Annotated in this window: 21 protein-coding genes, 6 tRNA genes, 3 rRNA genes and 1 riboswitch; of the genes, 6 read left to right on the forward strand and 24 right to left on the reverse strand. The window is 47.5% G+C overall.

Going from position 1 to position 25,328, the window contains the following annotated elements; genetic code table 11:
• Positions 1–15: 15 nt before the first annotated feature.
• The 16 genes from J8Z23_RS15920 to J8Z23_RS15995 form a co-directional block, all read right to left on the reverse strand.
• Positions 16–783, reverse strand: coding sequence for a thiazole synthase (locus J8Z23_RS15920; RefSeq protein WP_434634262.1), 768 nt, complete (start codon positions 781–783; stop codon positions 16–18).
• Positions 784–788: 5 nt separating this feature from the next.
• Positions 789–1,043, reverse strand: coding sequence for a sulfur carrier protein ThiS (gene thiS, locus J8Z23_RS15925; RefSeq protein ID WP_434634264.1), 255 nt, complete (start codon positions 1,041–1,043; stop codon positions 789–791).
• 38 nt (positions 1,044–1,081) lie between these two features.
• On the reverse strand, positions 1,082–1,855 hold the full coding sequence (locus tag J8Z23_RS15930) for a HesA/MoeB/ThiF family protein (protein WP_301605706.1): 774 nt from the start codon (positions 1,853–1,855) through the stop codon (positions 1,082–1,084).
• Entirely contained in the window at positions 1,842–3,257 is a 1,416-nt protein-coding gene (locus J8Z23_RS15935) for a thiamine phosphate synthase (RefSeq protein WP_434634266.1), read from the reverse strand. The genes J8Z23_RS15930 and J8Z23_RS15935 overlap by 14 nt, the downstream gene beginning before the upstream one ends.
• Positions 3,257–5,197 carry a phosphomethylpyrimidine synthase ThiC gene (gene thiC, locus J8Z23_RS15940; RefSeq protein WP_434634269.1) on the reverse strand — a complete coding sequence of 647 codons (1,941 nt, stop codon included), beginning with the start codon at positions 5,195–5,197 and terminating at the stop codon, positions 3,257–3,259. Before thiC ends, J8Z23_RS15935 begins: the two co-directional genes overlap by 1 nt.
• Before the next feature lie 164 nt (positions 5,198–5,361).
• A riboswitch (TPP riboswitch) is annotated at positions 5,362–5,460 on the reverse strand.
• Between the two features lie 60 nt (positions 5,461–5,520).
• A complete protein-coding gene (crcB, locus tag J8Z23_RS15945; protein WP_005397071.1) occupies positions 5,521–5,904 on the reverse strand; it encodes a fluoride efflux transporter CrcB in 384 nt (127 codons plus the stop codon).
• A gap of 123 nt (positions 5,905–6,027) precedes the next feature.
• On the reverse strand, positions 6,028–7,407 hold the full coding sequence (locus tag J8Z23_RS15950; RefSeq protein ID WP_434634272.1) for a multicopper oxidase domain-containing protein: 1,380 nt from the start codon (positions 7,405–7,407) through the stop codon (positions 6,028–6,030).
• A 248-nt stretch (positions 7,408–7,655) separates the two neighbouring features.
• A tRNA-Trp gene (locus tag J8Z23_RS15955) sits at positions 7,656–7,732 on the reverse strand.
• Positions 7,733–7,793: 61 nt separating this feature from the next.
• Positions 7,794–7,870 (reverse strand) — tRNA-Asp (locus J8Z23_RS15960).
• Positions 7,871–7,916: 46 nt separating this feature from the next.
• Positions 7,917–8,033: ribosomal RNA gene (gene rrf, locus J8Z23_RS15965) — 5S ribosomal RNA — on the reverse strand.
• Between the two features lie 92 nt (positions 8,034–8,125).
• Positions 8,126–11,015: ribosomal RNA gene (locus J8Z23_RS15970) — 23S ribosomal RNA — on the reverse strand.
• 261 nt (positions 11,016–11,276) lie between these two features.
• Positions 11,277–11,352 (reverse strand) — tRNA-Val (locus J8Z23_RS15975).
• A 14-nt stretch (positions 11,353–11,366) separates the two neighbouring features.
• Positions 11,367–11,442: transfer RNA gene (locus J8Z23_RS15980), tRNA-Ala, on the reverse strand.
• A gap of 32 nt (positions 11,443–11,474) precedes the next feature.
• Positions 11,475–11,550: transfer RNA gene (locus J8Z23_RS15985), tRNA-Lys, on the reverse strand.
• Positions 11,551–11,552: 2 nt separating this feature from the next.
• Positions 11,553–11,628 (reverse strand) — tRNA-Glu (locus tag J8Z23_RS15990).
• 90 nt (positions 11,629–11,718) lie between these two features.
• Positions 11,719–13,270 (reverse strand): 16S ribosomal RNA (locus tag J8Z23_RS15995).
• Together the 16S, 23S and 5S rRNA genes with 6 tRNA genes alongside form the textbook arrangement of a ribosomal RNA operon.
• Positions 13,271–13,781: 511 nt before the next feature.
• Between J8Z23_RS15995 and J8Z23_RS16000 the strand changes: the two genes are divergently transcribed.
• A complete protein-coding gene (locus J8Z23_RS16000; protein WP_005394003.1) occupies positions 13,782–14,330 on the forward strand; it encodes a gamma carbonic anhydrase family protein in 549 nt (182 codons plus the stop codon).
• A 7-nt stretch (positions 14,331–14,337) separates the two neighbouring features.
• Here the strand turns inward: J8Z23_RS16000 and J8Z23_RS16005 are convergent, their stop codons facing one another.
• The 4 genes from J8Z23_RS16005 to J8Z23_RS16020 form a co-directional block, all read right to left on the reverse strand.
• Positions 14,338–14,601, reverse strand: a complete 264-nt coding sequence (locus J8Z23_RS16005; protein ID WP_005497408.1) for a DUF1488 domain-containing protein — start codon at positions 14,599–14,601, stop codon at positions 14,338–14,340.
• A gap of 3 nt (positions 14,602–14,604) precedes the next feature.
• Positions 14,605–15,438 carry a shikimate dehydrogenase gene (gene aroE, locus J8Z23_RS16010; protein WP_193246020.1) on the reverse strand — a complete coding sequence of 278 codons (834 nt, stop codon included), beginning with the start codon at positions 15,436–15,438 and terminating at the stop codon, positions 14,605–14,607.
• Between the two features lie 101 nt (positions 15,439–15,539).
• Complete coding sequence (gene hemF / locus J8Z23_RS16015) at positions 15,540–16,457, reverse strand: oxygen-dependent coproporphyrinogen oxidase (protein WP_434634284.1); 918 nt, start codon at positions 16,455–16,457, stop codon at positions 15,540–15,542.
• Positions 16,458–16,504: 47 nt separating this feature from the next.
• On the reverse strand, positions 16,505–17,062 hold the full coding sequence (locus J8Z23_RS16020) for an L-threonylcarbamoyladenylate synthase (RefSeq protein WP_046874602.1): 558 nt from the start codon (positions 17,060–17,062) through the stop codon (positions 16,505–16,507).
• A gap of 199 nt (positions 17,063–17,261) precedes the next feature.
• Between J8Z23_RS16020 and purE the strand changes: the two genes are divergently transcribed.
• Positions 17,262–17,747, forward strand: coding sequence for a 5-(carboxyamino)imidazole ribonucleotide mutase (gene purE, locus J8Z23_RS16025; protein ID WP_074190040.1), 486 nt, complete (start codon positions 17,262–17,264; stop codon positions 17,745–17,747).
• 4 nt (positions 17,748–17,751) lie between these two features.
• Positions 17,752–18,879 carry a 5-(carboxyamino)imidazole ribonucleotide synthase gene (locus J8Z23_RS16030; RefSeq protein WP_434634288.1) on the forward strand — a complete coding sequence of 376 codons (1,128 nt, stop codon included), beginning with the start codon at positions 17,752–17,754 and terminating at the stop codon, positions 18,877–18,879.
• A 69-nt stretch (positions 18,880–18,948) separates the two neighbouring features.
• Here J8Z23_RS16030 and J8Z23_RS16035 read toward each other — a convergent pair whose 3' ends face one another.
• From J8Z23_RS16035 to J8Z23_RS16050, 4 genes are all read right to left on the reverse strand, one after another.
• Positions 18,949–19,518, reverse strand: a complete 570-nt coding sequence (locus J8Z23_RS16035) for a DNA topoisomerase family protein (RefSeq protein WP_258431326.1) — start codon at positions 19,516–19,518, stop codon at positions 18,949–18,951.
• 76 nt (positions 19,519–19,594) lie between these two features.
• On the reverse strand, positions 19,595–20,074 hold the full coding sequence (locus J8Z23_RS16040; protein WP_005379074.1) for a DUF494 family protein: 480 nt from the start codon (positions 20,072–20,074) through the stop codon (positions 19,595–19,597).
• A gap of 2 nt (positions 20,075–20,076) precedes the next feature.
• Complete coding sequence (gene dprA, locus J8Z23_RS16045) at positions 20,077–21,186, reverse strand: DNA-processing protein DprA (RefSeq protein ID WP_434634293.1); 1,110 nt, start codon at positions 21,184–21,186, stop codon at positions 20,077–20,079.
• On the reverse strand, positions 21,170–22,264 hold the full coding sequence (locus J8Z23_RS16050) for a LysM peptidoglycan-binding domain-containing protein (protein WP_074190044.1): 1,095 nt from the start codon (positions 22,262–22,264) through the stop codon (positions 21,170–21,172). Before J8Z23_RS16050 ends, dprA begins: the two co-directional genes overlap by 17 nt.
• Positions 22,265–22,402: 138 nt before the next feature.
• On the opposite strand from J8Z23_RS16050, the gene def reads away from it, so the two are divergent.
• The 3 genes from def to rsmB all read left to right on the forward strand — a co-directional run bounded on the left by def (position 22,403) and on the right by rsmB (position 25,266).
• Positions 22,403–22,921 carry a peptide deformylase gene (gene def / locus J8Z23_RS16055; RefSeq protein ID WP_005379068.1) on the forward strand — a complete coding sequence of 173 codons (519 nt, stop codon included), beginning with the start codon at positions 22,403–22,405 and terminating at the stop codon, positions 22,919–22,921.
• A gap of 33 nt (positions 22,922–22,954) precedes the next feature.
• Positions 22,955–23,902, forward strand: coding sequence for a methionyl-tRNA formyltransferase (gene fmt / locus J8Z23_RS16060; RefSeq protein WP_005461453.1), 948 nt, complete (start codon positions 22,955–22,957; stop codon positions 23,900–23,902).
• 80 nt (positions 23,903–23,982) lie between these two features.
• Entirely contained in the window at positions 23,983–25,266 is a 1,284-nt protein-coding gene (gene rsmB / locus J8Z23_RS16065) for a 16S rRNA (cytosine(967)-C(5))-methyltransferase RsmB (RefSeq protein ID WP_005394040.1), read from the forward strand.
• Positions 25,267–25,328 lie beyond the last annotated feature (62 nt).

A 25,328-nucleotide genomic window follows, 5' to 3' on the forward strand; every position in this document is an offset into this window, starting at 1 on the left:
TAAACCAATCTAGGACTAAAGCTCATCTAGGAATGACGTCAGTGGACTCGACGCAACCGCATGAGAAACCTTACCTGCAAGTCCGGCTTCATAAGCCATACGCCCCGACTCTACCGCCAACTTAAATGCCTTCGCCATCGCAACAGGATCGCTCGAAGCTGCAATCGCAGTATTGACGAGCACGGCATCCGCGCCCATTTCCATCGCACGCGCGGCATGTGAAGGAGCACCAATACCCGCATCAACAACGACAGGAACATTAGCTTGGTCGATGATGATCTCTAGGAAATCGTGAGAAACTATCCCTTTGTTAGAACCGATCGGCGCACCTAATGGCATGACCGCAGCACAGCCCACTTCTTCCAATCGTTTACACAGAACTGGGTCAGCATGACAATAAGGAAGCACAATAAAACCCTCACGAACCAATTGTTCAGCGGCTGCCAGTGTCTCAATGGGATCGGGCATCAAGTACTTCGGGTCTGGATGAATTTCCAGTTTTAGCCAGTTAGTGCCTAACGCTTCTCGCGCCAGTTGTGCAGCAAATACGGCATCTTTAGCATTCTTTGCACCTGAGGTGTTCGGCAATAAGTTCACTCCCTCTTGTACTAACGGCAGCAAAATATCGTCTTGTTGGTCGTTCACATCCACACGCTTCAACGCCATAGTCGCAAGTTGAGAACCCGATACTTGAATCGCTTCTGCCATTAATCGGCTGTTGGCAAACTTCCCTGTTCCTGTGAACAGTCTAGATTCGAATTGTTTATCACCAATTTTAAGCATCGACTTTAACCCCCTGCGATCGCTTGAAACAAAGAGATGCTATCTCCCTGTGAAAGAGCTGTGCTAGCCCACTCACTGCGCGGCACAACATTGTTATTAATTGCAAAAACACAGCCCATTTCAGGCAGCGCAAATTGACTAATGATTTGCTGTAGACTCGACTCACTGGCAACTTGATGTGACTGGTTATTGATGACAATAGTGATCACATCTAAATCAACAGCGGTCATTTGTGTTGTTTGTTGTTCTGATAACGTCATTGCTTCCAACTCTCTTAATTCTGCCCATTACTCGTAAGCTAAATCTGAGCACACACTTGGCACTGTTTGTCTTTACTTATCGCCATGGTTTGCCATTGCATTTTCAATCCATCAAACAGATGTAACTTGGCAGTCTCAACATAAAACTTTCCCGTCGCCAGTTTTTGAATTGCCGCTATCGCTTGGTAGTTGCCAAGTGTGCCCACCACCGGACCGACGACACCGCTGTCACTGCACTTTTGAGTTTGTGGTAATTCGTCGAACGGATACAAACAGCGGTAACAGGCTTTGCTTTCTGCTAGTTGTCCACTCGGTTTTTGGTAATCAAAAACAGCAAATTGCCCTTGCCAACCAATTGCCGCCGCCGAAATGAGCGGCGTATTTTGCTCGAAACAAACTTGGTTAATTAGCTGGCGCGTTGGCATGTTATCGGTACAGTCCAACACCACATCCGCTAGCATCACCTCAAGCTGCAGCTGTGCTTTGTCTAATCGTTTATTGAGAGCACGAACTTGAACCATAGAATTAAGTTCATTGAGTTGCTTTACAGTCGCTTTTGTTTTCGCAAATTGGAGGTCTTGCTCACGATAAATGATCTGACGTTGTAGGTTACTGCTATCAACTTCATCATCATCAACCACAACCAATTTACCAACACCCGCTGATGCCAAGTACAAACTCGCTGCGCTTCCTAACCCACCACAGCCGATGATCAGCACGTGCGATTTACTCAAACGCTCTTGCCCACCTTCAGCAATTTCAGGCAAAGCGACTTGGCGTTGATAGCGAAGGAACTGCTTATCCGTGAGCATGCTCGCCTCTCTTGGTGTCCGCTAATTCACTATTCTGATCAGTAAACGTTAGCTGTCTTTCCTTCATCAGTTGTGCAAAAAACTCGATAACGGACTGAGGTGATTCTGCCAAGGTAATAGCACGCACGACTGCCAAGCTAGAAACGCCCGTTTGCCAAACTTGGTCAGCATTAGATTGGTCGATGCCACCGATCGCGATCGTCGGAAAACCAAGCACGTCGCCACTAACGGCTTTGTCTTTTGAAGGACGGCAAGCCGACTCTTTGTTTCCGTAAGGAATGCTATCAATCAGCTTTTGATACAGTGCCAAGCGCACCAAACCTTGTGGTTTCGATGGCATCTTTTTTGTGGTGGTTGGGAAAATATGCCCTAGAGCGATGTAGCTAGGATGAATTTGTACGATACGCAGTAACTCATAATAACCATGAGTAGAAAGACCAAGACGAATACCCGCTTTAGCTAGCTGAGCCAAATTCGATTCTTCTATGTCTTCTTGTCCTAGGTGAACGCCATAAGCACCATGCTTGATTGCCAACTGCCAATAGTCATTGATGAACACTTGAGCTTGATACTGACGACCTAACTCAATTGCTCTAATGATCTGTTGTTCCAAATCGGCTTGTTGTGGGTTCTTGATTCGTAGTTGAATAGTGTTGATGCCTAGTGGCAGTAAACGCTCAATCCAAGCAACGTCATCAACGACTGGGTAGAGCCCTAGACTTTGCTTAGTTAGAGTTGGAAAGCTAACGCTCTCACCTTGCGCAGACCAACCAACTTGAATACCTAGTCGGTTATCCTCCAGTACAGGCGTGGGGAAATCATCAAATTGGTCAGCCCACTGAGTAGATCTTCCCTCGTCAAGGTTGTCATTCAACAGTGTTTCACGTGAAACATTCGCTTGTTGAGTTAGCATTCCTCGAGCAAGTGTTAACGCATCTTCGATAGGAAAATCGAGTACTGTCAGCGTTACTATCCAAGCAAGGTGATGTTCGGGATCAAGCATTGCGTTGAATTTGGACTTAACGGAAAGCGCTCTCACTTCGTTGTTAATTGGGTGATGCCAGATATCAAGCTGAAGCACTTTCTCCTTTTCATCGGATATCTGCGTATCAGCAATGCCAATATAAATCGCTTTCGACGGTTGCTTAGCACACGCTTCTACCGATAAAGCAGAGCGGTAATAGAGCACAAGTGAACTCTCATGCTCAGAGTCATAACCATCAATAAGATCTGTCGTTATGCGTGTGGTCTGTTGGTCGCGAACAAGCTGAATAGATTGAGTTGGGCTCACACCCAACTCAATGTCTTCGATGCTAAAACCCTGTTCTCTCGCCAACAACAAACATTGCTGAACTAAACCTGTCAGTTCGATCAATGATGACGGAATAAGGATTTTGCTCATTAGTCACTTACCTCGGCATGTGCTACTGGATGGTATAGCTCAGAACCTGTATCTCTAAATTCTTGCGATTTCTGACGCATCCCCTCAAGAGGATCATCCAGCATTTTGATCGATGTTGCTTGGTCCGCAGCAACTTGCTCAGTATCTTTCGCGTACTCTCGTACCTCTTGCGAAATCTTCATCGAGCAGAACTTTGGTCCACACATCGAACAGAAGTGAGCAACTTTTCCCGACTCTTGAGGCAAGGTTTCATCGTGGTAAGCTCGTGCAGTGTCAGGGTCTAGCGATAGGTTAAATTGGTCTTCCCAACGGAACTCAAAACGCGCTTTAGAAAGTGCGTTATCACGAACTTGTGCACCAGGGTGTCCCTTCGCCAAATCAGCGGCGTGCGCAGCAAGCTTGTAAGTGATCATGCCTACCTTCACGTCTTCTTTGTTTGGTAAGCCAAGATGCTCTTTAGGTGTTACGTAACAAAGCATCGCACAGCCATACCAGCCAATCATGGCAGCGCCAATACCTGACGTAATATGGTCGTAACCAGGAGCGACGTCTGTCGTCAGTGGACCAAGGGTGTAGAACGGAGCTTCATGGCAGTGCTCTAGCTGCTCTTCCATGTTCTCTTTGATCATGTGCATTGGAACATGGCCAGGACCTTCGATAATCACCTGTACGTCGTATTCCCACGCAACCTTAGTCAACTCACCAAGAGTACGAAGCTCCGCAAATTGCGCTTCGTCATTAGCATCGGCAACCGAACCAGGGCGCAGACCATCACCGAGAGAAAGTGCCACATCATACTTGGCACAGATTTCACAGATCTCTCGGAAGTGGGTGTATAAGAAGCTTTCTTGGTGATGCGCTAAACACCATTTCGCGATGATAGAACCACCACGAGAGACTATGCCAGTAACACGCTTTGCAGTCATTGGCACATAGCGAAGTAGTAAACCGGCATGGATAGTGAAGTAATCAACGCCCTGTTCTGCTTGCTCAATCAGAGTATCGCGCATCACTTCCCAGTTAAGGTTTTCGGCAACTCCATTCACTTTTTCCAGCGCTTGATACATAGGTACGGTACCGATCGGAACCGGGCTGTTACGCAGAATCCACTCGCGAGTTTCGTGGATGTTACGTCCAGTAGAGAGATCCATAACGGTATCCCCACCCCAGCGTGTCGCCCAAACGAGCTTCTCAACTTCTTCCTCAATCGAAGACGTCACCGATGAGTTACCGATATTGGCGTTCACTTTGACCAAAAAGTTACGTCCAATGATCATTGGTTCGGATTCTGGGTGGTTGATATTAGAAGGGATAATCGCGCGACCTTCGGCAACTTCTTTGCGAACAAACTCGGCGGTAATGTCTTTTGGAAGATTCGCTCCAAAGCTTTGACCAGGATGCTGTTGATTCAGCACATCATCACGGTACTTGGCACGACCCATGTTTTCACGCAGCGCGATGAATTCCATTTCTGGGGTAATAATGCCTTTGCGAGCATAGTGCAGCTGGGTGACGCACTGCCCATCTTTAGCGCGTCGAATACGTGGCAGGTTACCGTAACGCAGGTCGTCTAACGTCTCATCCTCTAAACGTTCTTTAGTGTATACCGAGCTTACTTCATCAAGTAACTCTGTGTCACCGCGCTCTTCAATCCAGCTTTCTCTTAGCTTTGGTAGGCCACTATAAAGGTCAATATCGTAGTTCGGATCAGTATAAACACCTGACGTATCGTAGACTCGGACGGCTTCATTTGGCTCGAAAATAGGAGCTTCTTTTGTGCCACCAATCAGACTATCTGCTAGCGCTATTTCACGCATAGGTACACGAACATCTGGACGTGAACCTTCTACATATACTTTTGTGGAATTTGGGTACGGCTGTACCGAGAGTGTTTCAATGAACTGTTTTGCTTCCAGTCTCGCTTGTTTGCGACTCGACATAGCATTTTTCCTTGCTTTGTTATACTAGATAAAAAGTAATTGGATAAAAATGCTTGGCGGATAGATGCGACAAGAGGAGTCAAATTAAGGCTAAATAAAGCTTAAGTAATTTGCCTATAACAACATTCGACTATTTGATAGGTCAACCAGAAAGAACTCCGGTATAAATATCTTCTCTTGTTCCCTTCGCAGATTCTAATCTGATCAGGTTCAACGGATCCCGAATTAACGGTCTCAGCCTTATGGCACTCCGACAAGTGATATCAGTATATAAAAACGGCCTGGTTAAACCAAGCCGACCTGTTTAATTTTTAACTACTTTGCTAGCTGCGCATCAATAATTGGAAACCGATCCACGCAGCAGAGATGCTCAGCACCACATTTAATAAAATATTTAACCCCATCTTAAAAAATGCACCTTGCTGCATAAGTAAAACATTATCCATAGAAAAGGTGGAAAACGTCGTCAGTGCCCCTAAAAATCCCAAACCAATCACTTGTCGCCAAGGTTCTGTTGCCAACAGTTCATTGTCGAACGCAGCAATCAACAAGCCCATGATAAATGAACCAACCACATTAACAGTTAGCGTACCGTATGGAAAACCACGCCCCAATAAAATGACACACAGTTCAGATATCAAGTAACGAGAACACGCACCGAAAGCACCACCTAGTGCAATAAAACCAAGAATGGAAAACTGCCCCATAATTCCCCCAACACTATTGATGACGATATTGTAACCAAAACTAAAGCAATATTGATGGTGAAATTTTAGAATTCGACAACGTATTGCATTTAAAACACGCTGAGATTAAAAAAGTTACAGGAGTCACTTTACTTCAATATACCCCATCAAACCGGTTTTCATGTGCTCAATAACATGGCAGTGATACATCCAACGTCCAGGGTTGTTAGCAACAAAGGCAGCTTTGGCACTGCCATTTTTTCCAAGTAAAACCGTATCGGTATGGAACGGTTCGTCGAGTTTCTTGCCATCTAACTCAAGAACAGTAAATGTATGCCCATGAAGATGAATAGGATGATGATATTGAGTAACGTTCTTCAAATTGAAGATATAGGTTTTTCCAAGCTCCAATGTTGAAAGTGGCGCAGGGATATTATCTTTACTCATTCCCTCCCAAGCTCGTTTGTTCATCAGCCAGAATTTAGGTATCGCTTTGCCCGATTTATCGGCAGGAGTGATCGCCCCCTCCCATTCAAACACATAATCGATTTGCTCCGCATTTTCCAAATCAAGATCAGGCACAGGGTTGAGAGGCAATAAAGGCAGTTTCTTGTTGCTTGGCAGGTCAGACTCAACAACTTCAAACTCACACAAAGAGAATGGGAAGCGCCCTTTCATTTGACGCACATAAACACGCTCTCCAGCCTTCGGAGCAATCAATCCGATATCCAATCTCATTCCCGGACCAATTTTGTGTTGAGTGAGCCTATAAGGCGTTTTAACTGGATTGCCATCGATGGCAATAACCCAAGCCTCTGTGCCTTCAATCGCGATCGGATAGGTAATGGTGTTATCGACATTAGCAATTCTTAATCGCGTAGTCGCGTTCTGCTTCAGCGTATAAACAGGCTCATGAATACCATTGACGCTACTCCACTCTCCTGGCGTTCCCATACGTGCACTCAAGCGCGGCACCATTAGATTCTTCCACTGTCCTTGCTTGTCTAAATGCCAATGCTTGAGGACGACTTCATGCTCTTCATCAAACTGAACAGGCTCAGCCTCTTCAACAATTATTAGCCCAACCAACCCCATACCAAGCTGCTTAACGCTGTTCATGTGTGGGTGATACCAAAACGTACCTGCATCTGGCGGTGTAAATTCATAAACGAATGTTTCACCCGGCATGATAGGCGGCTGACTTAAGAAAGGTACACCATCCATTTCAATGGGGATTCGCAGGCCATGCCAGTGAATTGTAGTTGGCTCTGAAAGCTTGTTGGTAAATCGGATAATAACTTTCTCACCTTGGCGACAGCGAATCGTAGGCGCTGGAATCGAACCATTAAACGCGAGTACGTCTGTGTTAAACCCTGGGACCAATTCTGCAGTAGAAGGCTCTGCAGTGATATCGTATATATGTTGCCCCTTATTAGTACTCCGAGATAGAGAACATGCAGGAAGAACGGTAAGCGCGGAGATTGCTAAGGATGATTGAAGGAAGCGTCGACGAGATATATCCATACATAGTTACCCATTAATCCAGATCGGTTGAGTGTAACTAAATATAAATAATGATTCTCAATTATTACTAACATTTCGGAGCACTTGGTTATAACGACTAGTCTAATAGGTTGGTGAGTTCGAGTAGCTAATAAATACTTACAAAGAGCAGCAGGCAGCAAAAAGTCATATAGGTGGGATGAGAGGACACATGCATAGTGGCAAGCAGATACAAAAAAGGCTCTGACCTAAGTCAGAGCCTTGATATATGGCAGGGGTGGAGAGATTCGAACTCCCAACACGCGGATTTGGAATCCGCTGCTCTGCCAATTGGAGCTACACCCCTGTAGAATTCTTATATTCTAGATTTGACAAAACCTCGCATGGGCGAGGTTGTCGATATTAAGTGGCGGAGTGGACGGGACTCGAACCCGCGACCCCCGGCGTGACAGGCCGGTATTCTAACCAACTGAACTACCACTCCGCAGTGGTATCACTCGCTTGTAATCAGCAAGTGTCCAAAATTTAAAGCCTGGCGATGTCCTACTCTCACATGGGGAAGCCCCACACTACCATCGGCGCTATTTCGTTTCACTTCTGAGTTCGGCATGGAAGTCAGGTGGGTCCAAAACGCTATGGTCGCCAAGCAAATTCTTTAATCTGGAAAGCTGTTTTTGTGTTCTCTACACAATCAAGTTTTGTTCTTTCTTTGAGTCCATCAAAACCCCTTGGGTGTTGTATGGTTAAGCCTCACGGGCAATTAGTACAGGTTAGCTCAACGCCTCACAACGCTTACACACCCTGCCTATCAACGTCGTAGTCTACGACAACCCTTTAGGATACTTAAAGTATCAGGGAGAACTCATCTCAAGGCTCGCTTCCCGCTTAGATGCTTTCAGCGGTTATCGATCCCGAACTTAGCTACCGGGCAATGCGTCTGGCGACACAACCCGAACACCAGAGGTTCGTCCACTCCGGTCCTCTCGTACTAGGAGCAGCCCCTTTCAATTCTCCAACGCCCACGGCAGATAGGGACCGAACTGTCTCACGACGTTCTAAACCCAGCTCGCGTACCACTTTAAATGGCGAACAGCCATACCCTTGGGACCGACTTCAGCCCCAGGATGTGATGAGCCGACATCGAGGTGCCAAACACCGCCGTCGATATGAACTCTTGGGCGGTATCAGCCTGTTATCCCCGGAGTACCTTTTATCCGTTGAGCGATGGCCCTTCCATTCAGAACCACCGGATCACTATGACCTGCTTTCGCACCTGCTCGAATTGTCATTCTCGCAGTCAAGCGGGCTTATGCCATTGCACTAACCTCACGATGTCCAACCGTGATTAGCCCACCTTCGTGCTCCTCCGTTACGCTTTGGGAGGAGACCGCCCCAGTCAAACTACCCACCAGGCACTGTCCGCAACCCCGATAAGGGGTCGACGTTAGAACATCAACACTACAAGGGTGGTATTTCAAGGACGGCTCCACGCAATCTAGCGACTGCGCTTCAAAGCCTCCCACCTATCCTACACATGTAGGGTCAATGTTCAGTGCCAAGCTGTAGTAAAGGTTCACGGGGTCTTTCCGTCTAGCCGCGGGTACACTGCATCTTCACAGCGATTTCAATTTCACTGAGTCTCGGGTGGAGACAGCGTGGCCATCATTACGCCATTCGTGCAGGTCGGAACTTACCCGACAAGGAATTTCGCTACCTTAGGACCGTTATAGTTACGGCCGCCGTTTACCGGGGCTTCGATCAAGAGCTTCGACCGAAGTCTAACCCCATCAATTAACCTTCCGGCACCGGGCAGGCGTCACACCGTATACGTCATCTTGCGATTTTGCACAGTGCTGTGTTTTTAATAAACAGTTGCAGCCACCTGGTATCTGCGACTCTCAATAGCTCCATCCGCGAGGGACTTCACCGTCGAGAGCGTACCTTCTCCCGAAGTTACGGTACCATTTTGCCTAGTTCCTTCACCCGAGTTCTCTCAAGCGCCTTGGTATTCTCTACCCGACCACCTGTGTCGGTTTGGGGTACGATTCCTTACAATCTGAAGCTTAGAGGCTTTTCCTGGAAGCATGGCATCAATGACTTCACATCCGTAGATGCTCGACGTCGTGTCTCAGCCTTAAGAAGAGCCGGATTTACCTAACTCTTCAGCCTACGCACTTGAACCTGGACAACCGTCGCCAGGCCCACCTAGCCTTCTCCGTCCCCCCATCGCAATTGTAAGAAGTACGGGAATATTAACCCGTTTCCCATCGACTACGCCTTTCGGCCTCGCCTTAGGGGTCGACTTACCCTGCCCCGATTAACGTTGGACAGGAACCCTTGGTCTTCCGGCGAGGAGGTTTTTCACCCCCTTTATCGTTACTCATGTCAGCATTCGCACTTCTGATACGTCCAGCATGCGTTACCACACACCTTCAACCGCTTACAGAACGCTCCCCTACCCAATGTGCAAAAGCACATTGCCGCAGCTTCGGTTTACTACTTAGCCCCGTTACATCTTCCGCGCAGGCCGACTCGACCAGTGAGCTATTACGCTTTCTTTAAATGATGGCTGCTTCTAAGCCAACATCCTGGCTGTCTGAGCCTTCCCACATCGTTTCCCACTTAGTAGTAATTTGGGACCTTAGCTGGCGGTCTGGGTTGTTTCCCTCTCCACGACGGACGTTAGCACCCGCCGTGTGTCTCCCGGATAGTACTTACTGGTATTCGGAGTTTGCAAAGGGTTGGTAAGTCGGGATGACCCCCTAGCCTTAACAGTGCTCTACCCCCAGTAGTATTCGTCCGAGGCGCTACCTAAATAGCTTTCGGGGAGAACCAGCTATCTCCAGGTTTGATTGGCCTTTCACCCCTAGCCACAAGTCATCCGCTAATTTTTCAACATTAGTCGGTTCGGTCCTCCAGTTGATGTTACTCAACCTTCAACCTGCCCATGGCTAGATCACCTGGTTTCGGGTCTATATCCAGAGACTGAACGCCCAGTTAAGACTCGGTTTCCCTACGGCTCCCCTAGATGGTTAACCTTGCCACTGAATATAAGTCGCTGACCCATTATACAAAAGGTACGCAGTCACAGGACAAGCCTGCTCCTACTGCTTGTACGTACACGGTTTCAGGTTCTATTTCACTCCCCTCACAGGGGTTCTTTTCGCCTTTCCCTCACGGTACTGGTTCACTATCGGTCAGTCAGTAGTATTTAGCCTTGGAGGATGGTCCCCCCATATTCAGACAGGATATCACGTGTCCCGCCCTACTCGATTTCACTGAATATGCGTCGTCAGTTACGGGGCTATCACCCTGTATCGCCAAGCTTTCCAGCTTGTTCACCTAACGCCTATAAAGCTTAAGGGCTAGTCCAATTTCGCTCGCCGCTACTTTCGGAATCTCGGTTGATTTCTTTTCCTCGGGGTACTTAGATGTTTCAGTTCCCCCGGTTCGCCTCGTTATGCTATGTATTCACATAACGATACTTACTTATGTAAGTGGGTTTCCCCATTCGGAAATCCCAGACTCAAGTGGTTTTTACTACCTAATCTGGGCTTATCGCAAGTTAATACGTCCTTCATCGCCTCTGACTGCCAAGGCATCCACCGTGTACGCTTAGTCACTTAACCATACAACCCGAAGGAGTTTCGAATTGATGTTAAACAACCAAAGTTGTCTCTCATTATTTGAATGAGCGAGAGACATTCGATTTTGCCGGACTCAAATTCCAAGAACACTTGAATGTGTTTTTAGTTGTATTCCATAAGGAATACTTTGAGAACTTTACAAACAACAATAAATTGTTGTTTTGTCAGCTTTCCAAATTGTTAAAGAGCGAGATTTTCTGATGAAAACCATTTTTAAAAGCACTCATTGAATGCGCTTAAAGATGGTGGGCGATACCGGGCTCGAACCAGTGACCCCCTGCTTGTAAGGCAGGTGCTCTCCCAACTGAGCTAATCGCCCATTGTTTCAAAATATGGTGGAGCTATGCGGGATCGAACCGCAGACCTCCTGCGTGCAAGGCAGGCGCTCTCCCAGCTGAGCTATAGCCCCATATTTTGAGTTTTAATTCCTAATGGAAGGAATGGTGGGTCGTGCAGGATTCGAACCTGCGACCAATTGATTAAAAGTCAACTGCTCTACCAACTGAGCTAACGACCCAATGGTATCCCGTAGGGGAGTCGAACCCCTGTTACCGCCGTGAAAGGGCGGTGTCCTAGGCCTCTAGACGAACGGGACACTAAGTTGAACATCTTGGGGGATGTTCTATCTCTTAAACTTCATAAACCATATCAATCTGTGTGAACACTCATCGCAATAATCATCGTATAAGGAGGTGATCCAGCGCCAGGTTCCCCTAGCGCTACCTTGTTACGACTTCACCCCAGTCATGAACCACAAAGTGGTAAGCGTCCCCCGAAGGTTAAACTACCTACTTCTTTTGCAGCCCACTCCCATGGTGTGACGGGCGGTGTGTACAAGGCCCGGGAACGTATTCACCGTGGCATTCTGATCCACGATTACTAGCGATTCCGACTTCATGGAGTCGAGTTGCAGACTCCAATCCGGACTACGACGCACTTTTTGGGATTCGCTCACTCTCGCAAGTTGGCCGCCCTCTGTATGCGCCATTGTAGCACGTGTGTAGCCCTACTCGTAAGGGCCATGATGACTTGACGTCGTCCCCACCTTCCTCCGGTTTATCACCGGCAGTCTCCCTGGAGTTCCCGACATTACTCGCTGGCAAACAAGGATAAGGGTTGCGCTCGTTGCGGGACTTAACCCAACATTTCACAACACGAGCTGACGACAGCCATGCAGCACCTGTCTCAGAGTTCCCGAAGGCACCAATCCATCTCTGGAAAGTTCTCTGGATGTCAAGAGTAGGTAAGGTTCTTCGCGTTGCATCGAATTAAACCACATGCTCCACCGCTTGTGCGGGCCCCCGTCAATTCATTTGAGTTTTAATCTTGCGACCGTACTCCCCAGGCGGTCTACTTAACGCGTTAGCTCCGAAAGCCACGGCTCAAGGCCACAACCTCCAAGTAGACATCGTTTACGGCGTGGACTACCAGGGTATCTAATCCTGTTTGCTCCCCACGCTTTCGCATCTGAGTGTCAGTATCTGTCCAGGGGGCCGCCTTCGCCACCGGTATTCCTTCAGATCTCTACGCATTTCACCGCTACACCTGAAATTCTACCCCCCTCTACAGTACTCTAGTCTGCCAGTTTCAAATGCTATTCCGAGGTTGAGCCCCGGGCTTTCACATCTGACTTAACAAACCACCTGCATGCGCTTTACGCCCAGTAATTCCGATTAACGCTCGCACCCTCCGTATTACCGCGGCTGCTGGCACGGAGTTAGCCGGTGCTTCTTCTGTCGCTAACGTCAAACGATGCAGCTATTAACTACAACGCCTTCCTCACGACTGAAAGTACTTTACAACCCGAAGGCCTTCTTCATACACGCGGCATGGCTGCATCAGGCTTGCGCCCATTGTGCAATATTCCCCACTGCTGCCTCCCGTAGGAGTCTGGACCGTGTCTCAGTTCCAGTGTGGCTGATCATCCTCTCAGACCAGCTAGGGATCGTTGCCTTGGTGAGCCCTTACCTCACCAACTAGCTAATCCCACCTAGGCATATCCTGACGCGAGAGGCCCGAAGGTCCCCCTCTTTGGCCCGTAGGCATCATGCGGTATTAGCCATCGTTTCCAATGGTTATCCCCCACATCAGGGCAATTTCCTAGGCATTACTCACCCGTCCGCCGCTCGACGCCGTTATCGTTCCCCGAAGGTTCAGATAACTCGTTTCCGCTCGACTTGCATGTGTTAGGCCTGCCGCCAGCGTTCAATCTGAGCCATGATCAAACTCTTCAATTTAAGATTTTGTTCGGCTCAATGAATACTGAACATTACATAAGTAATGTTTGAATTGACTGTGCTGAATCCGAAGATTCAATGGTCACTTCGTTTCATTGAAACCTAATTTGAAACCCCTCTTTATTAAGAGAAATTTCTAATTGGATTATCATCAACGAGTGCCCACACAGATTGATAGGTCTATATTGTTAAAGAGCTTTTCCTGTTGAGCTTTGCTCAAAACAGGACGGCCATTTTAGCGAGTTAAAGTTTAGTGTCAATCACTTTTTTTTCAAACTTTCTTCAAGCGTTTCCGCTTGGCTAATTTGGCTTGCTAACCCCAACTTCGTTTCTTTCGAAGCGTTGCCGTGTCAGCGAGGTGGCATTATAGAGATTGCGATCACATTGGCAAGCCCTTTTTCACGTTTTTTTTGATTTTTTTATCGTTTGGGTGTTTTTTATTCTAAAAGGCGAGTTTTCACTACTATCCTACCTCCATGTCCCCTGTACTCGCCCCTAATAAGGAGAAAAGATGAGCTCAATTAGAAGCTACAAAGGTATAAAGCCTCAACTTGGTGAGCGTGTTTACGTTGACTCAACCTCAGTGTTAGTCGGAGATATCCGTATTGGGGACGATTCTAGCATTTGGCCATTAGTAGCGGCACGAGGCGATGTGAACCACATTCACATTGGTGATCGAACGAATATTCAAGATGGCAGTGTTTTGCATGTCACCCATAAGAACGCCGAAAACCCAAACGGCTACCCACTTATAATTGGCAATGACGTTACGATTGGCCACAAAGTGATGCTGCACGGTTGTGAGATCCACGATCGTGTATTGGTTGGTATGGGGGCGATTGTTTTAGATGCTGTCGTTATTGAATCAGAGGTGATGATTGGAGCGGGCAGTTTAGTACCGCCAGGAAAGAGATTAGAAAGCGGTTATCTTTATGTCGGTAGTCCAGTAAAACAAGCTCGCCCTCTATCAGAGACAGAACGAGCTTTTTTGCAAAAGTCTGCCAATAACTATGTTCAAAACAAAAACGACTACTTACATGAAGTAGAAGACTTGAACTAAAGGTCTGTTAGCCGATGATAATATGGCCTTCTTCGTTGAAGGCTTCATCTTCTATTAACTCTTCTGCTATTTCTTCCAGATCAAATCGGTAATCAATAAAAGCGGCGATCACGGCCTGCTCCGTATCTAACTCTGAGCCAGATAACTTTTCTAACTTTTGTTTCGTCACAAAGCATTCTATTAGCGCACCAGATTGTTGCGCCGCAAAGTTTACTGATTGTGATACTTCATCCCATGATTGCATGTCTGGGAATAAGATGGATTGATTCATCGCTTATTGACCTTCAAGGTTCTTTCTTAATTCACGCAAAATCTGTTTGGCCCCAGGACGAAGACCGCGCCATAACATAAAACTCTCAGCAGCTTGGCCAACTAACATACCTAAACCATCATATGCATGTGCCGCACCGTGTTGCTTAGCCCATTGGTTAAATGTGGTATCACCTTTGCCATACATCATATCGTAGCTTGTACTGTTGGCGGCGAACACCGAGGAAGAGATCGCAGGTAACTCACCATCCAATGATGCAGACGTAGAGTTGATTATGACATCGAACTCTTCAGCAATGGTATTCATCTCTTTTGCTGTAACAGGGCCATACGCAGAAAACAATTCTGCCAATTCTTCGGCTTTGGAAAATGTACGATTAGTTATCGTTAGAGATGTTGGTTTTTGGTCGAGCAATGGTTTAATCACTCCTCGAGCGGCACCACCAGCTCCTATGATCAGGATACGTGCGCCTTCTAAAACGACTTGATGTTGCAACAAGTCCTGCACTAAGCCTGCACCATCAGTGTTATCACCAATGATTTCACCATCATCAAGCTTCTTAAGTGTATTCACTGCTCCAGCAAGCTGAGCACGCTCGGTCAAACGGCTAGCAAATTGATAGGCATCTTCTTTAAAAGGCAAGGTCACGTTACAGCCTTTGCCGCCGTCAGCAAAAAATGCTTTCGCCGCCTCGATAAATCCACCCACAGGCGCACACTCTGCGGTGTATGTTAGGGACTGATTAGTTTGACGAGCAAAGAGTGTATGGATAAATGGCGACTTGCTGTGCCCGATAGGGTTACCAAACACGGCGTAACGATCGATTTGCGGGGTCATGTCCTTACCTTTATTCCTTAATTAGATATAGAGAAAACAGGGCCATCTGATTACAGATGACCCTATCACTATCTATCTATAGAGAAAAGGAGATTCCGTGCTTACCATTCGCGTGGTTTCAGGTATCGCTCGTAAAGTTCGGCTTCAGGCGTTCCTGCTTCTGGTTCGTAGCGGTACTCCCATCGCGCTAACGGCGGCATCGACATCAGAATCGACTCGGTACGCCCACCACTTTGTAAACCAAATAAGGTGCCACGGTCGTAGACTAAGTTGAACTCAACATAACGACCACGACGGTAAAGTTGGAATTCACGTTCGCGCTCGCCATATTCGATGTCTTTACGACGAGACACAATCGGCAAGTAAGCTTGGCAATAGCCTTCACCCACCGCTTTGATGTAATCGAAACACTTATCAAACTCCCAGTGATTCAAATCATCAAAGAACAAACCACCAACACCACGAGTTTCGTTTCGATGTGGCAAGAAGAAGTACTTATCACACCACGCTTTGTGTTCTGCATATACTTCTTCACCAAATGGGGCACAGATTGCCTTAGCTGTATCGTGCCATGACTGACAATCTTCTTCGAAAGGATAAAAAGGAGTCAGGTCGAAACCACCACCAAACCACCAAATTGGCTCTTCGCCCTCTTTCTCAGCGATAAAGAAACGCACATTAGCATGAGAAGTTGGGACGTAAGGGTTATTGGGATGGATAACCAAAGAGACCCCCATCGCTTCAAAACGGCGACCCGCTAGCTCCGGACGATGTGCCGTCGCAGATGCTGGCATTTCTTTCCCTTCTACATGCGAGAAGTTCACCCCACCTTGCTCGAAAACAAGGCCATCACGCATAACACGTGAGCGCCCACCGCCACCAAGACGTTCGCCCGGTTCACGATGCCATGCATCCTCGACAAAGACGGCCTCTCCATCTTCTTGTTCTAACTGCTGACAAATGGAGTCCTGAAGTGACATCAGGAACTGCTTTACGGCGTGCTTATCGATTGCTGACATACGTTATTACCTATTACGTGATACCGGTTGATGACTGGCAAGCAGGGTTATCCCTGTCTTAATATTTGTGAAGTCTTGGCGTCACGAATCTCGCTGGGTTTATCACGACCGCTGGTTTCACCACGAAGAATGGCCACCAGCTTGTCACCCAATTGCTCTTCGACTTCTTCCGTGGTCATACACGGTGGCAAGCCGGAAAGATTCGCGCTGGTAGAGGTTAACGGCTTTCCGAATGCATTACACATCTTTTGAACCAAAGGATGATCAGTCACACGAACTGCAATTGAATCAAACTGCCCTGAAACCCAGTTGGAGACTTTATCGCTCGCAGGCATGATCCAAGTGTATGGACCTGGCCAAGTTGCATGAACGGTCGCTAATTGTTCTCGAGTCAGTTGAGATTCATCAATATACGGCAAGAGCTGCTCATAACTTGCAGCGATCAGAATCAGCCCTTTTTCCACCGGGCGCTGCTTGAGCTCCAGCAGTTTTTGAATTGCTTCTGGGTTATCTGGATCGCATCCGACACCAAAAACCCCTTCTGTTGGGTAGGCAATCACTTCGCCTTGTTGTAGTGCGTTGAGCACTTGTTCAAAGTTATCCACCGAATACTTCCTGATTGTCTGACTGTATTATTTTCACTAAGTGTACAAATATTCATTCTCAGACACTAAAGCAATTTTTTTATAAAATGTATCAATAGCGTCAACAACAGGACGCAAACGTTTGCTTGAGATGAAAATCCCCGTATAATGCGCACAAATTTATCAGCTCACCTAATTTTGCAGCTTGAAGGAGTTTGAGATGAAAGTCGGTATCATCATGGGTTCTAAATCCGATTGGCCAACCATGAAACTAGCAGCAGACATGCTAGACCAATTTGGCGTACCTTACGAAACAAAAGTCGTATCAGCACACCGAACTCCTCAATTACTGGCAGACTACGCCAGCAGCGCGAAAGAACGTGGTATCAAAGTGATCATCGCCGGTGCAGGCGGTGCGGCTCACCTACCTGGTATGGCAGCTGCATTTACTAGCGTACCTGTACTCGGTGTTCCAGTTCAGTCTCGCGCACTAAAAGGCATGGACTCTCTGCTATCTATTGTACAAATGCCAAAAGGCATTGCCGTCGGTACGTTAGCGATTGGCGAAGCGGGCGCAGCAAACGCCGGTATCCTAGCGGCGCAAATACTAGGCACTCATGACGAAAGCATCATGGCGAAGGTAGAAGCGTTCCGCAATGAACAGACGGAAACCGTACTGGCTAACCCAAATCCAGCTGAGGATTAATCAGATGCATGTACTGGTTCTTGGTGCGGGTCAGTTGGCTCGCATGATGTCTCTGGCTGGTGCGCCATTGAATATTCAAATTTCAGCTTACGATGTCAGCAGCGGTGATGTCGTTCATCCTTTAACTCAACAGGTACTTGGCCATGGCTTGGAAAATGCGATTACGCAAGTTGATGTGATTACTGCCGAGTTCGAGCATATTCCACATGACGTGCTCAAGGTTTGCGAAGCGAGCGGCAAGTTCCTACCAAGTACGCAAGCCATCAAAGCAGGTGGTGATCGCCGTATTGAAAAAGCACTGCTTGATGATGCTGGCGTGCGCAACGCGAAATACTACGTGATTGAAACTCGTGAAGACTTTGAGCGCGCAATTGAACACGTTGGTATGCCAATGGTTCTGAAAAGTGCATTGGGAGGTTACGATGGTAAAGGTCAATGGCGCTTAAAAGAAGCTTCTCAAGTCTACGACATTTGGACTGAGATGGCAGAGTGCATCGCGGCAACACCAACTCAAGCGATTGTTGCTGAAGAGTTTGTTCCTTTTAACCGCGAAGTATCACTAGTTGGTGCTCGAAGCAAAGATGGCTGCGTTGAAGTTTACCCTCTAGCAGAAAACGTTCACATCAATGGCGTACTGAGCTTATCCACCGCAATTGATGCGCCAGAACTGCAAGCCCAAGCCAAGCAGATGCTCACGGCCGTCGCAGATAGCCTAGATTACGTTGGTGTATTGGCGCTCGAATTCTTTGATGTCGATGGCACGCTGTTAGTGAATGAGATTGCCCCACGAGTGCACAACTCTGGTCACTGGACACAGCAAGGTGCAGAAACCTGTCAGTTCGAGAACCACCTGCGCGCCGTATGCGGCTTGCCGTTAGGCAGCACCAAACTGATTCGCGAAACCTCGATGGTGAATATTCTTGGTGAAGATACGTTGCCAGAAGCGCTTCTCGCCATGGATGGTTGTCACATCCATTGGTACGGCAAAGAGAAGCGTGAAGGGCGAAAAATGGGTCACATCAACGTATGCGGTGACTACCCAGGAGAATTACACCGTAGGTTGTGCGCTCTCGCGAATGTCTTAGATCCAATGGCATTCCCAGCCGTGCACGAGTTTGCGAAACAAGCATAACGCTAAAATCTAGCCCCAAAAACCACAAAGGGTCGCACGATGCGACCCTTTTTAATTCCTTTGATGTATTTACCCTTGTTGGGTGTGCTGGCACTTACGGTTGGCACATTGCAATTTCACACCACTGGCGAGTTTCTTCTCCACCAACAAAGTAAAACCACATTCTTCGCATCTCCCTTTAACCGGAGGGAGATTCACTGCAAATTTGCATTTAGGGTAGTTATCACATGCGTAGAAAGTTTTACCAAAGCGCGTCTTACGTTCAACTAAATGACCTTTACCACATTCAGGACACGCGTGTTTCTCTTGCGGCTGCTTTTCTGGCTCAGGTTGATTAATCGACTCAATATGATGGCAAGCCGGATAGTTACTGCAACCAACAAACATGCCATAACGCCCTTGGCGTAATACCAACTCGTTACCACAATCTGGACAAGGAACGCCAAGCTCTTTGACGATGTGTCCATCATTGTTGTGCAGGGCTTTGATGTAATCACAGCTTGGGTAGTGGCTACAGCCAAGAAAGGGACCGTGTTTGCCATGTTTGAGGATCAATTCACTGCCACATTTAGGACACGGCTCGTGTTCCAAAGCGTGTTCATGGGCAGAGAAAAGGGTGTTGTCGATTTTACTACTCATACTTACCGTTTCGTGAAAAACACACAAAAAGACAAGCTCGCGTTTATTCTAGCTAAACTCGAACTTGCCCAGATGGTTAGTGAAGAATCCCTTGTTCCTTGGTGTACAACAGCTCTTCCATTAGCGTGTAAGCGTTTTCGTTGCCAGGCACATTAAACAGCACCATCAGAATGATCCATTTGAGGTCTTCAAGCTCAAACTCACTCGTTTCTAATCCCATCACTCGGTCAATCACCATTTCGCGAGTTTCTGTGGTTAACACATTGATCTGCTCGAGAAACAATAAAAACCCTCGGCATTCCAAATCTAAACGCTGCATCTCTTTCGCTGTGTAGATACGAGTTGATGACGAAGCCATGCAAGTCGAGATTGCAGAAGAGGTGTCACTTTGCTGCAATGCGGCAAGCTCTTCTAACCAGACAAGGGCTTTGTAGATATCTTTTTGTTGGAAGCCTGCACGGAGCAGCTCTTCTTCCAACTCGTCTTGTTCGACCTGTAACTCTGCATCGCTATGGATGTAGGTTTCGAATAGATACATCAGTATATCCATCATCATAGCTAGCCCCTCCCCTTTCGAATATAGCCACCTGAAACCGCAACGACATGCCCAGAGAGTTCTAACTCTAAGAGCTGCATCATGACTTCCTGGACAGGTATATTGGTCCTGTTTGCAAGAATATCAACCGGTGTAGCTTCACTTCCTACGTTAGCTAACAGCTGAGGAAATGGCAATTCTTCTTCATCATTTAACGTAGAAAATAAATCGGTACTCTGATTAATAGACCAATCAAGCAAAGACTGTATTTCATCTAAGACATCTTTCGTCTTTTCTACGAGGCAAGCACCATGACGTATCAACTGGTTGCCACCGCTGGCATTGGGGGCATTGATTGACGCTGGCAGCGCAAATACTTCTCGACCTTGCTCAAGCGCGTAACGAGCAGTAATTAACGAGCCACTCCTTTCCGCCGCTTCCACAACTAACACACCTAGCGATAATCCGCTAATAATGCGGTTTCGACGCGGGAAGTTTTCCGGGCGCGGCTTGGCGTTTGGGCGAAACTCGGACACCAAAGCTCCATGTTCAATGACACGTTGCGCTAAACCACGATGACGTGCCGGATAAATATTTGCTAAGCCAGATCCCAGCACCGCAATCGTCTTACCTTTGGCTTGCAACGCACCATCATGCGCATGACCATCAATGCCTAAAGCGAGACCACTGGTGACAATAAAATCGTGCTGAACAAACTCTGCAGCAAACTGACGTGCATGCTGTAAGCCATCAATACTCGCATTTCGGCTGCCAACCATTGCTATTTGTGGCTGCGAAAGACAAGTAGAATTTCCTTGAACAAAAAGCAGAGGTGGCGGCGCAACGGTTTGTTTGAGTTGAGGTGGATAAAGCGGGTCAGTCAGTGTCAGGATATGATGATTTGTAGAAGCCTCAAACCAACTTAAACAGGCATCAACTTCTTTATCTGTTGAAGCCCAAGCTTGAATTTGCTTAGTTGTTAACCCAAGTTGTTGTAGCTGTTCGGGAGAGAAGTTTACGATGTTACGCGGCGTGTCTCTTGCCAGTAGCTTATTCATTTTGACCCCGCCAATGCCTGGTAAACAACTCAGTTTTAACCAGGCAGCGAGATCATCGTTATTTCGTCGATTCATCGATGGTTAATTCGTTCGCCAACGGTGACACCACCGAAACATCTTGGTTAATGGGTTTCGTACTGTTAGTGATAAGTGCCAAGCTAAAGTACTGATACGGACGAATCACAAGCAATTCGCCAACTTTACTCTGTGGCAGAGTGATTTTCTTATCAAGCACGCCAAACTCTTTCTTGAACTCATCGCCGTCTTTGTAAACTGGGTGCGCGTCTTCTTTTAAATCAAACACACTGCCTTGCTTCAGATTGTCTGACGTGCCTTTATCAATCACCACGACTTGGTTAGTTGAACTAAAGCGAATACCTTCGATATTACCTAGCAACTTTGCCGAACTGCCTTGTGGCGACGGCAGCGGGTAGAACGTAGTCGTGAAGTCAGTATTCTCAACCGATTGATTTGGCAACGCGATATCGTTACGTAGAATTTCTTGCATCTGCGATGTAAGCTTCAAACCTGAATAATCACTCGAAGCTTCAACGAGCTCGCCTTTGGCAATCAAACGCAGCGCGGTAATCTCTTCGGACACATCGTCACGCGAAAAGGTAGCTACTGGTCGGTAAATAGCCCAACCTGTCGCGGTCTGATTACCATTGATATACAGCACATCTTCTGCAGTCAGATACTTACTGCCTTTGCTGCTACCCATCACTTTTGCTGCACTGTTCAACGCATCTTGATCCAGCAACCGATCCGATTTGAGGTAAGGCATCACCAAACCTTCCGCGACCGTTGGTACCGCTTTCTTTTCCGTGATACGTGCTTTCGGGCTCAGCTTCTTAACCGGTTTTAGGCTCAATACGGGCTGACCGTTAATCCACACCAAAGACAGCTTGTCACCGGGATAAATTAAATGAGGGTTGTCGATTTCCGGGTTTACTTGCCATAAACGAGGCCACAACCACGGGCTATCCAAGTACATGGCCGAAATATCCCATAGCGTATCGCCCTTCACGACTACATATGTTTGTGGCGCATCATCTTTAACAGTCAGTGGGTTTGCATCCACATTTGCTACAGCGTTGAAAGAGAAAAGTAACGGCAACGTAACACTGGCAACGTTGCGGAAAATTCGATTCATGACCCTCGTCCTTGGTCTATTAAGCAGGAACCAGAATGGAAATTGGTGCAAGGATGCTGTCATTTAGGCTATAAAATGTCTAGAATTGAGCCAACAAGGTTTGTGCTGTTTCGGCACAGTTCAATATTTCGAGTGAATATGTCTGTATTACAAGTATTAACATTCCCGGATGATCGCCTGCGCACAGTCGCAAAGCCTGTTGAAGCGGTGACGCCTGAGATTCAAAAAATCGTCGATGACATGATTGAAACCATGTACGACGAAGAAGGTATTGGCCTTGCTGCAACGCAGGTTGATATCCACAAACGTATCGTAGTGATTGATATTTCAGAAACTCGCGATGAGCCGATGGTGCTAATCAACCCTGAGATTCTGGAAAAGCGTGGCGAAGATGGCATCGAAGAAGGCTGTCTGTCGGTACCAGGTGCACGCGCACTTGTGCCTCGCGCTGCAGAAGTTACCGTTAAAGCACTGGATCGTGATGGCAAAGAGTTCACCTTTGAAGCCGACGACCTGCTAGCGATTTGTGTTCAACACGAGCTTGATCACTTACAAGGTAAGCTGTTCGTGGATTACCTATCGCCACTGAAACGCAAACGCATTCAGGACAAGCTAGCGAAAATCAAACGCTTTAACGAGAAGCAGCAAAACGCTTAATCTCGAACCATACCAATTAGAAGGAAGTCTACCTTGAGTCAGTCTTTACGAATTGTCTTTGCAGGTACTCCGGATTTCGCCGCCCGTCACTTGGCGGCGTTGTTGTCTTCGGAGCATGAAGTCATCGCGGTTTACACAAACCCAGATCGTCCAGCGGGTCGTGGCAAGAAATTGGCTGCGCCACCGGTAAAACAACTGGCGCTGGAACACAACATCCCGGTTTACCAACCTGAAAGCTTTAAGTCCGACGAAGCGAAACAAGAACTTGCCGATCTGAACGCCGATCTCATGGTTGTCGTGGCATACGGTATGCTACTGCCACAAGCGGTTCTTGATACCCCTAAACTGGGTTGTATCAACGTACATGGTTCTATCCTACCTCGTTGGCGTGGTGCGGCTCCAATCCAACGCTCTATTTGGGCAGGCGATGCAGAAACTGGCGTGACCATCATGCAGATGGACATCGGTCTCGACACTGGTGATATGCTGAAGATTGCAACTCTGCCAATCGAAGCGACAGATACCAGCGCTTCAATGTACGAGAAATTGGCTGAGCTTGGTCCAGAAGCCCTGATTGACTGCCTAGCAGACATTGCTGCGGGTAAAGCAGTGCCAGTGAAGCAAGACGATGAGCTCGCGAACTATGCGAAAAAGCTCAGCAAAGAAGAAGCACGCATCAACTGGAACGACGATGCGGCGCACATTGAGCGCTGCGTTCGTGCATTTAACCCATGGCCAATGAGCCACTTTGAGGCGGCAGAAAACAGCATCAAAGTATGGCAAAGCCGTGTGGCAGAGCAAACCAGTGACAAACCAGCCGGCACCATCGTGCAAGCAGATAAAACCGGTATTTATGTTGCGACAGGCAACGGCGTACTGGTGCTAGAGCAACTGCAAGTTCCTGGCAAAAAAGCTATGTCAGTTCAGGATATTCTGAACTCACGTGCAGCTTGGTTTGAAGTCGGCACTCTGCTGGTTTAAGCCATACTAGGGGTTATCATCCCCAATAATACGAACTTTTAGAGGGCAGAGATGCCCTCCTTTACTTTAAGGTACTCATCATGAATGTTCGCGCTGCGGCTGCTAACGTCCTGTATCTTGTCGTCGACAAGGGCCACTCACTTTCAAGCGCTCTTCCAGCGGCTCAACAAACGGTACGACCTCGTGACCACGCTCTGCTACAAGAGATCTGTTACGGTGCGCTACGTTACCTACCTCGCCTAGAAATGATCGCAAACCAATTGATGGATAAGCCGCTCAAAGGCAAACAACGTGTATTCCATCACCTAATTCTGGTTGGTATTTACCAACTGAGCTTCATGCGCATTCCTGCGCACGCAGCTGTCGGTGAAACGGTTGAAGGCACTAAAGAGCTGAAAGGTCCTCGTCTGCGTGGTTTGATTAACGCAGTATTGCGTAACTACCAACGCAACCAAGAAGAACTCGACCAAATGGCCGTCAGCAACAACGCTGGCAAGTACGGTCACCCAAGTTGGTTACTAAAACTGCTGCAAGAGGCCTACCCACAGCAATGGGAAAGCATTGTTGAAGCGAACAACCAAAAAGCACCAATGTGGCTGCGTGTGAACCACCAACATCACACTCGTGATGAATACCTTGCGCTACTCAAAAATGAAAACATTGATAGCACGCCACACACAGAAGCAATGGACGCCATAAAATTGGCCGCACCATGTGACGTGATGAAGCTACCTGGTTTTGATAAAGGTTGGGTTTCGGTCCAAGATGCGGCAGCGCAGCTCTCGATCAACTACCTAAAACCACAAGACGGCGAACTGATTTTAGATTGCTGTGCTGCGCCAGGTGGCAAGACGGCGCACATTCTAGAGCGCACGTCGGGCAGTGAAGTGGTCGCAATTGACTGCGACGACACACGCCTGAAACGTGTGCATGAAAACCTGAAGCGTCTCAACCTTCAGGCAAAAGTGGTTTGCGGTGATGCGCGTAATCCACAAGAATGGTGGCAAGGCGAGCAATTTGATCGCATTTTGCTGGATGCCCCATGTTCTGCGACTGGCGTGATTCGTCGTCACCCAGACATCAAATGGCTACGTCGTGCAGACGACATCGCCGCATTAGCAGAGCTACAAAGTGAAATTTTTGATGCCATGTGGACGCAACTGAAACCCGGCGGCACAATGGTTTACGCGACTTGTTCAATCACACCGCAAGAAAACGTGGAGCAAGTAAAAGCGTTTTTAGCACGTACCGCGGATGCGCAACTGCTGGATTCTGATCCCGACCAGCCTGGTCGTCAAATTCTACCAGGCGAAGAAGACATGGATGGTTTCTACTACGCAGTGCTAACCAAAACACACGCGTAACAGCATGCTAAATAGGGCGATTGGAGTGATTTCAATCGCCTTTTTCAGATAACGAGAAAAGA

The sequence above is a fragment of the Vibrio sp. SCSIO 43086 genome (genome assembly GCF_051132235.1).
Classification (GTDB): Bacteria; Pseudomonadota; Gammaproteobacteria; order Enterobacterales; family Vibrionaceae; genus Vibrio; species Vibrio diabolicus.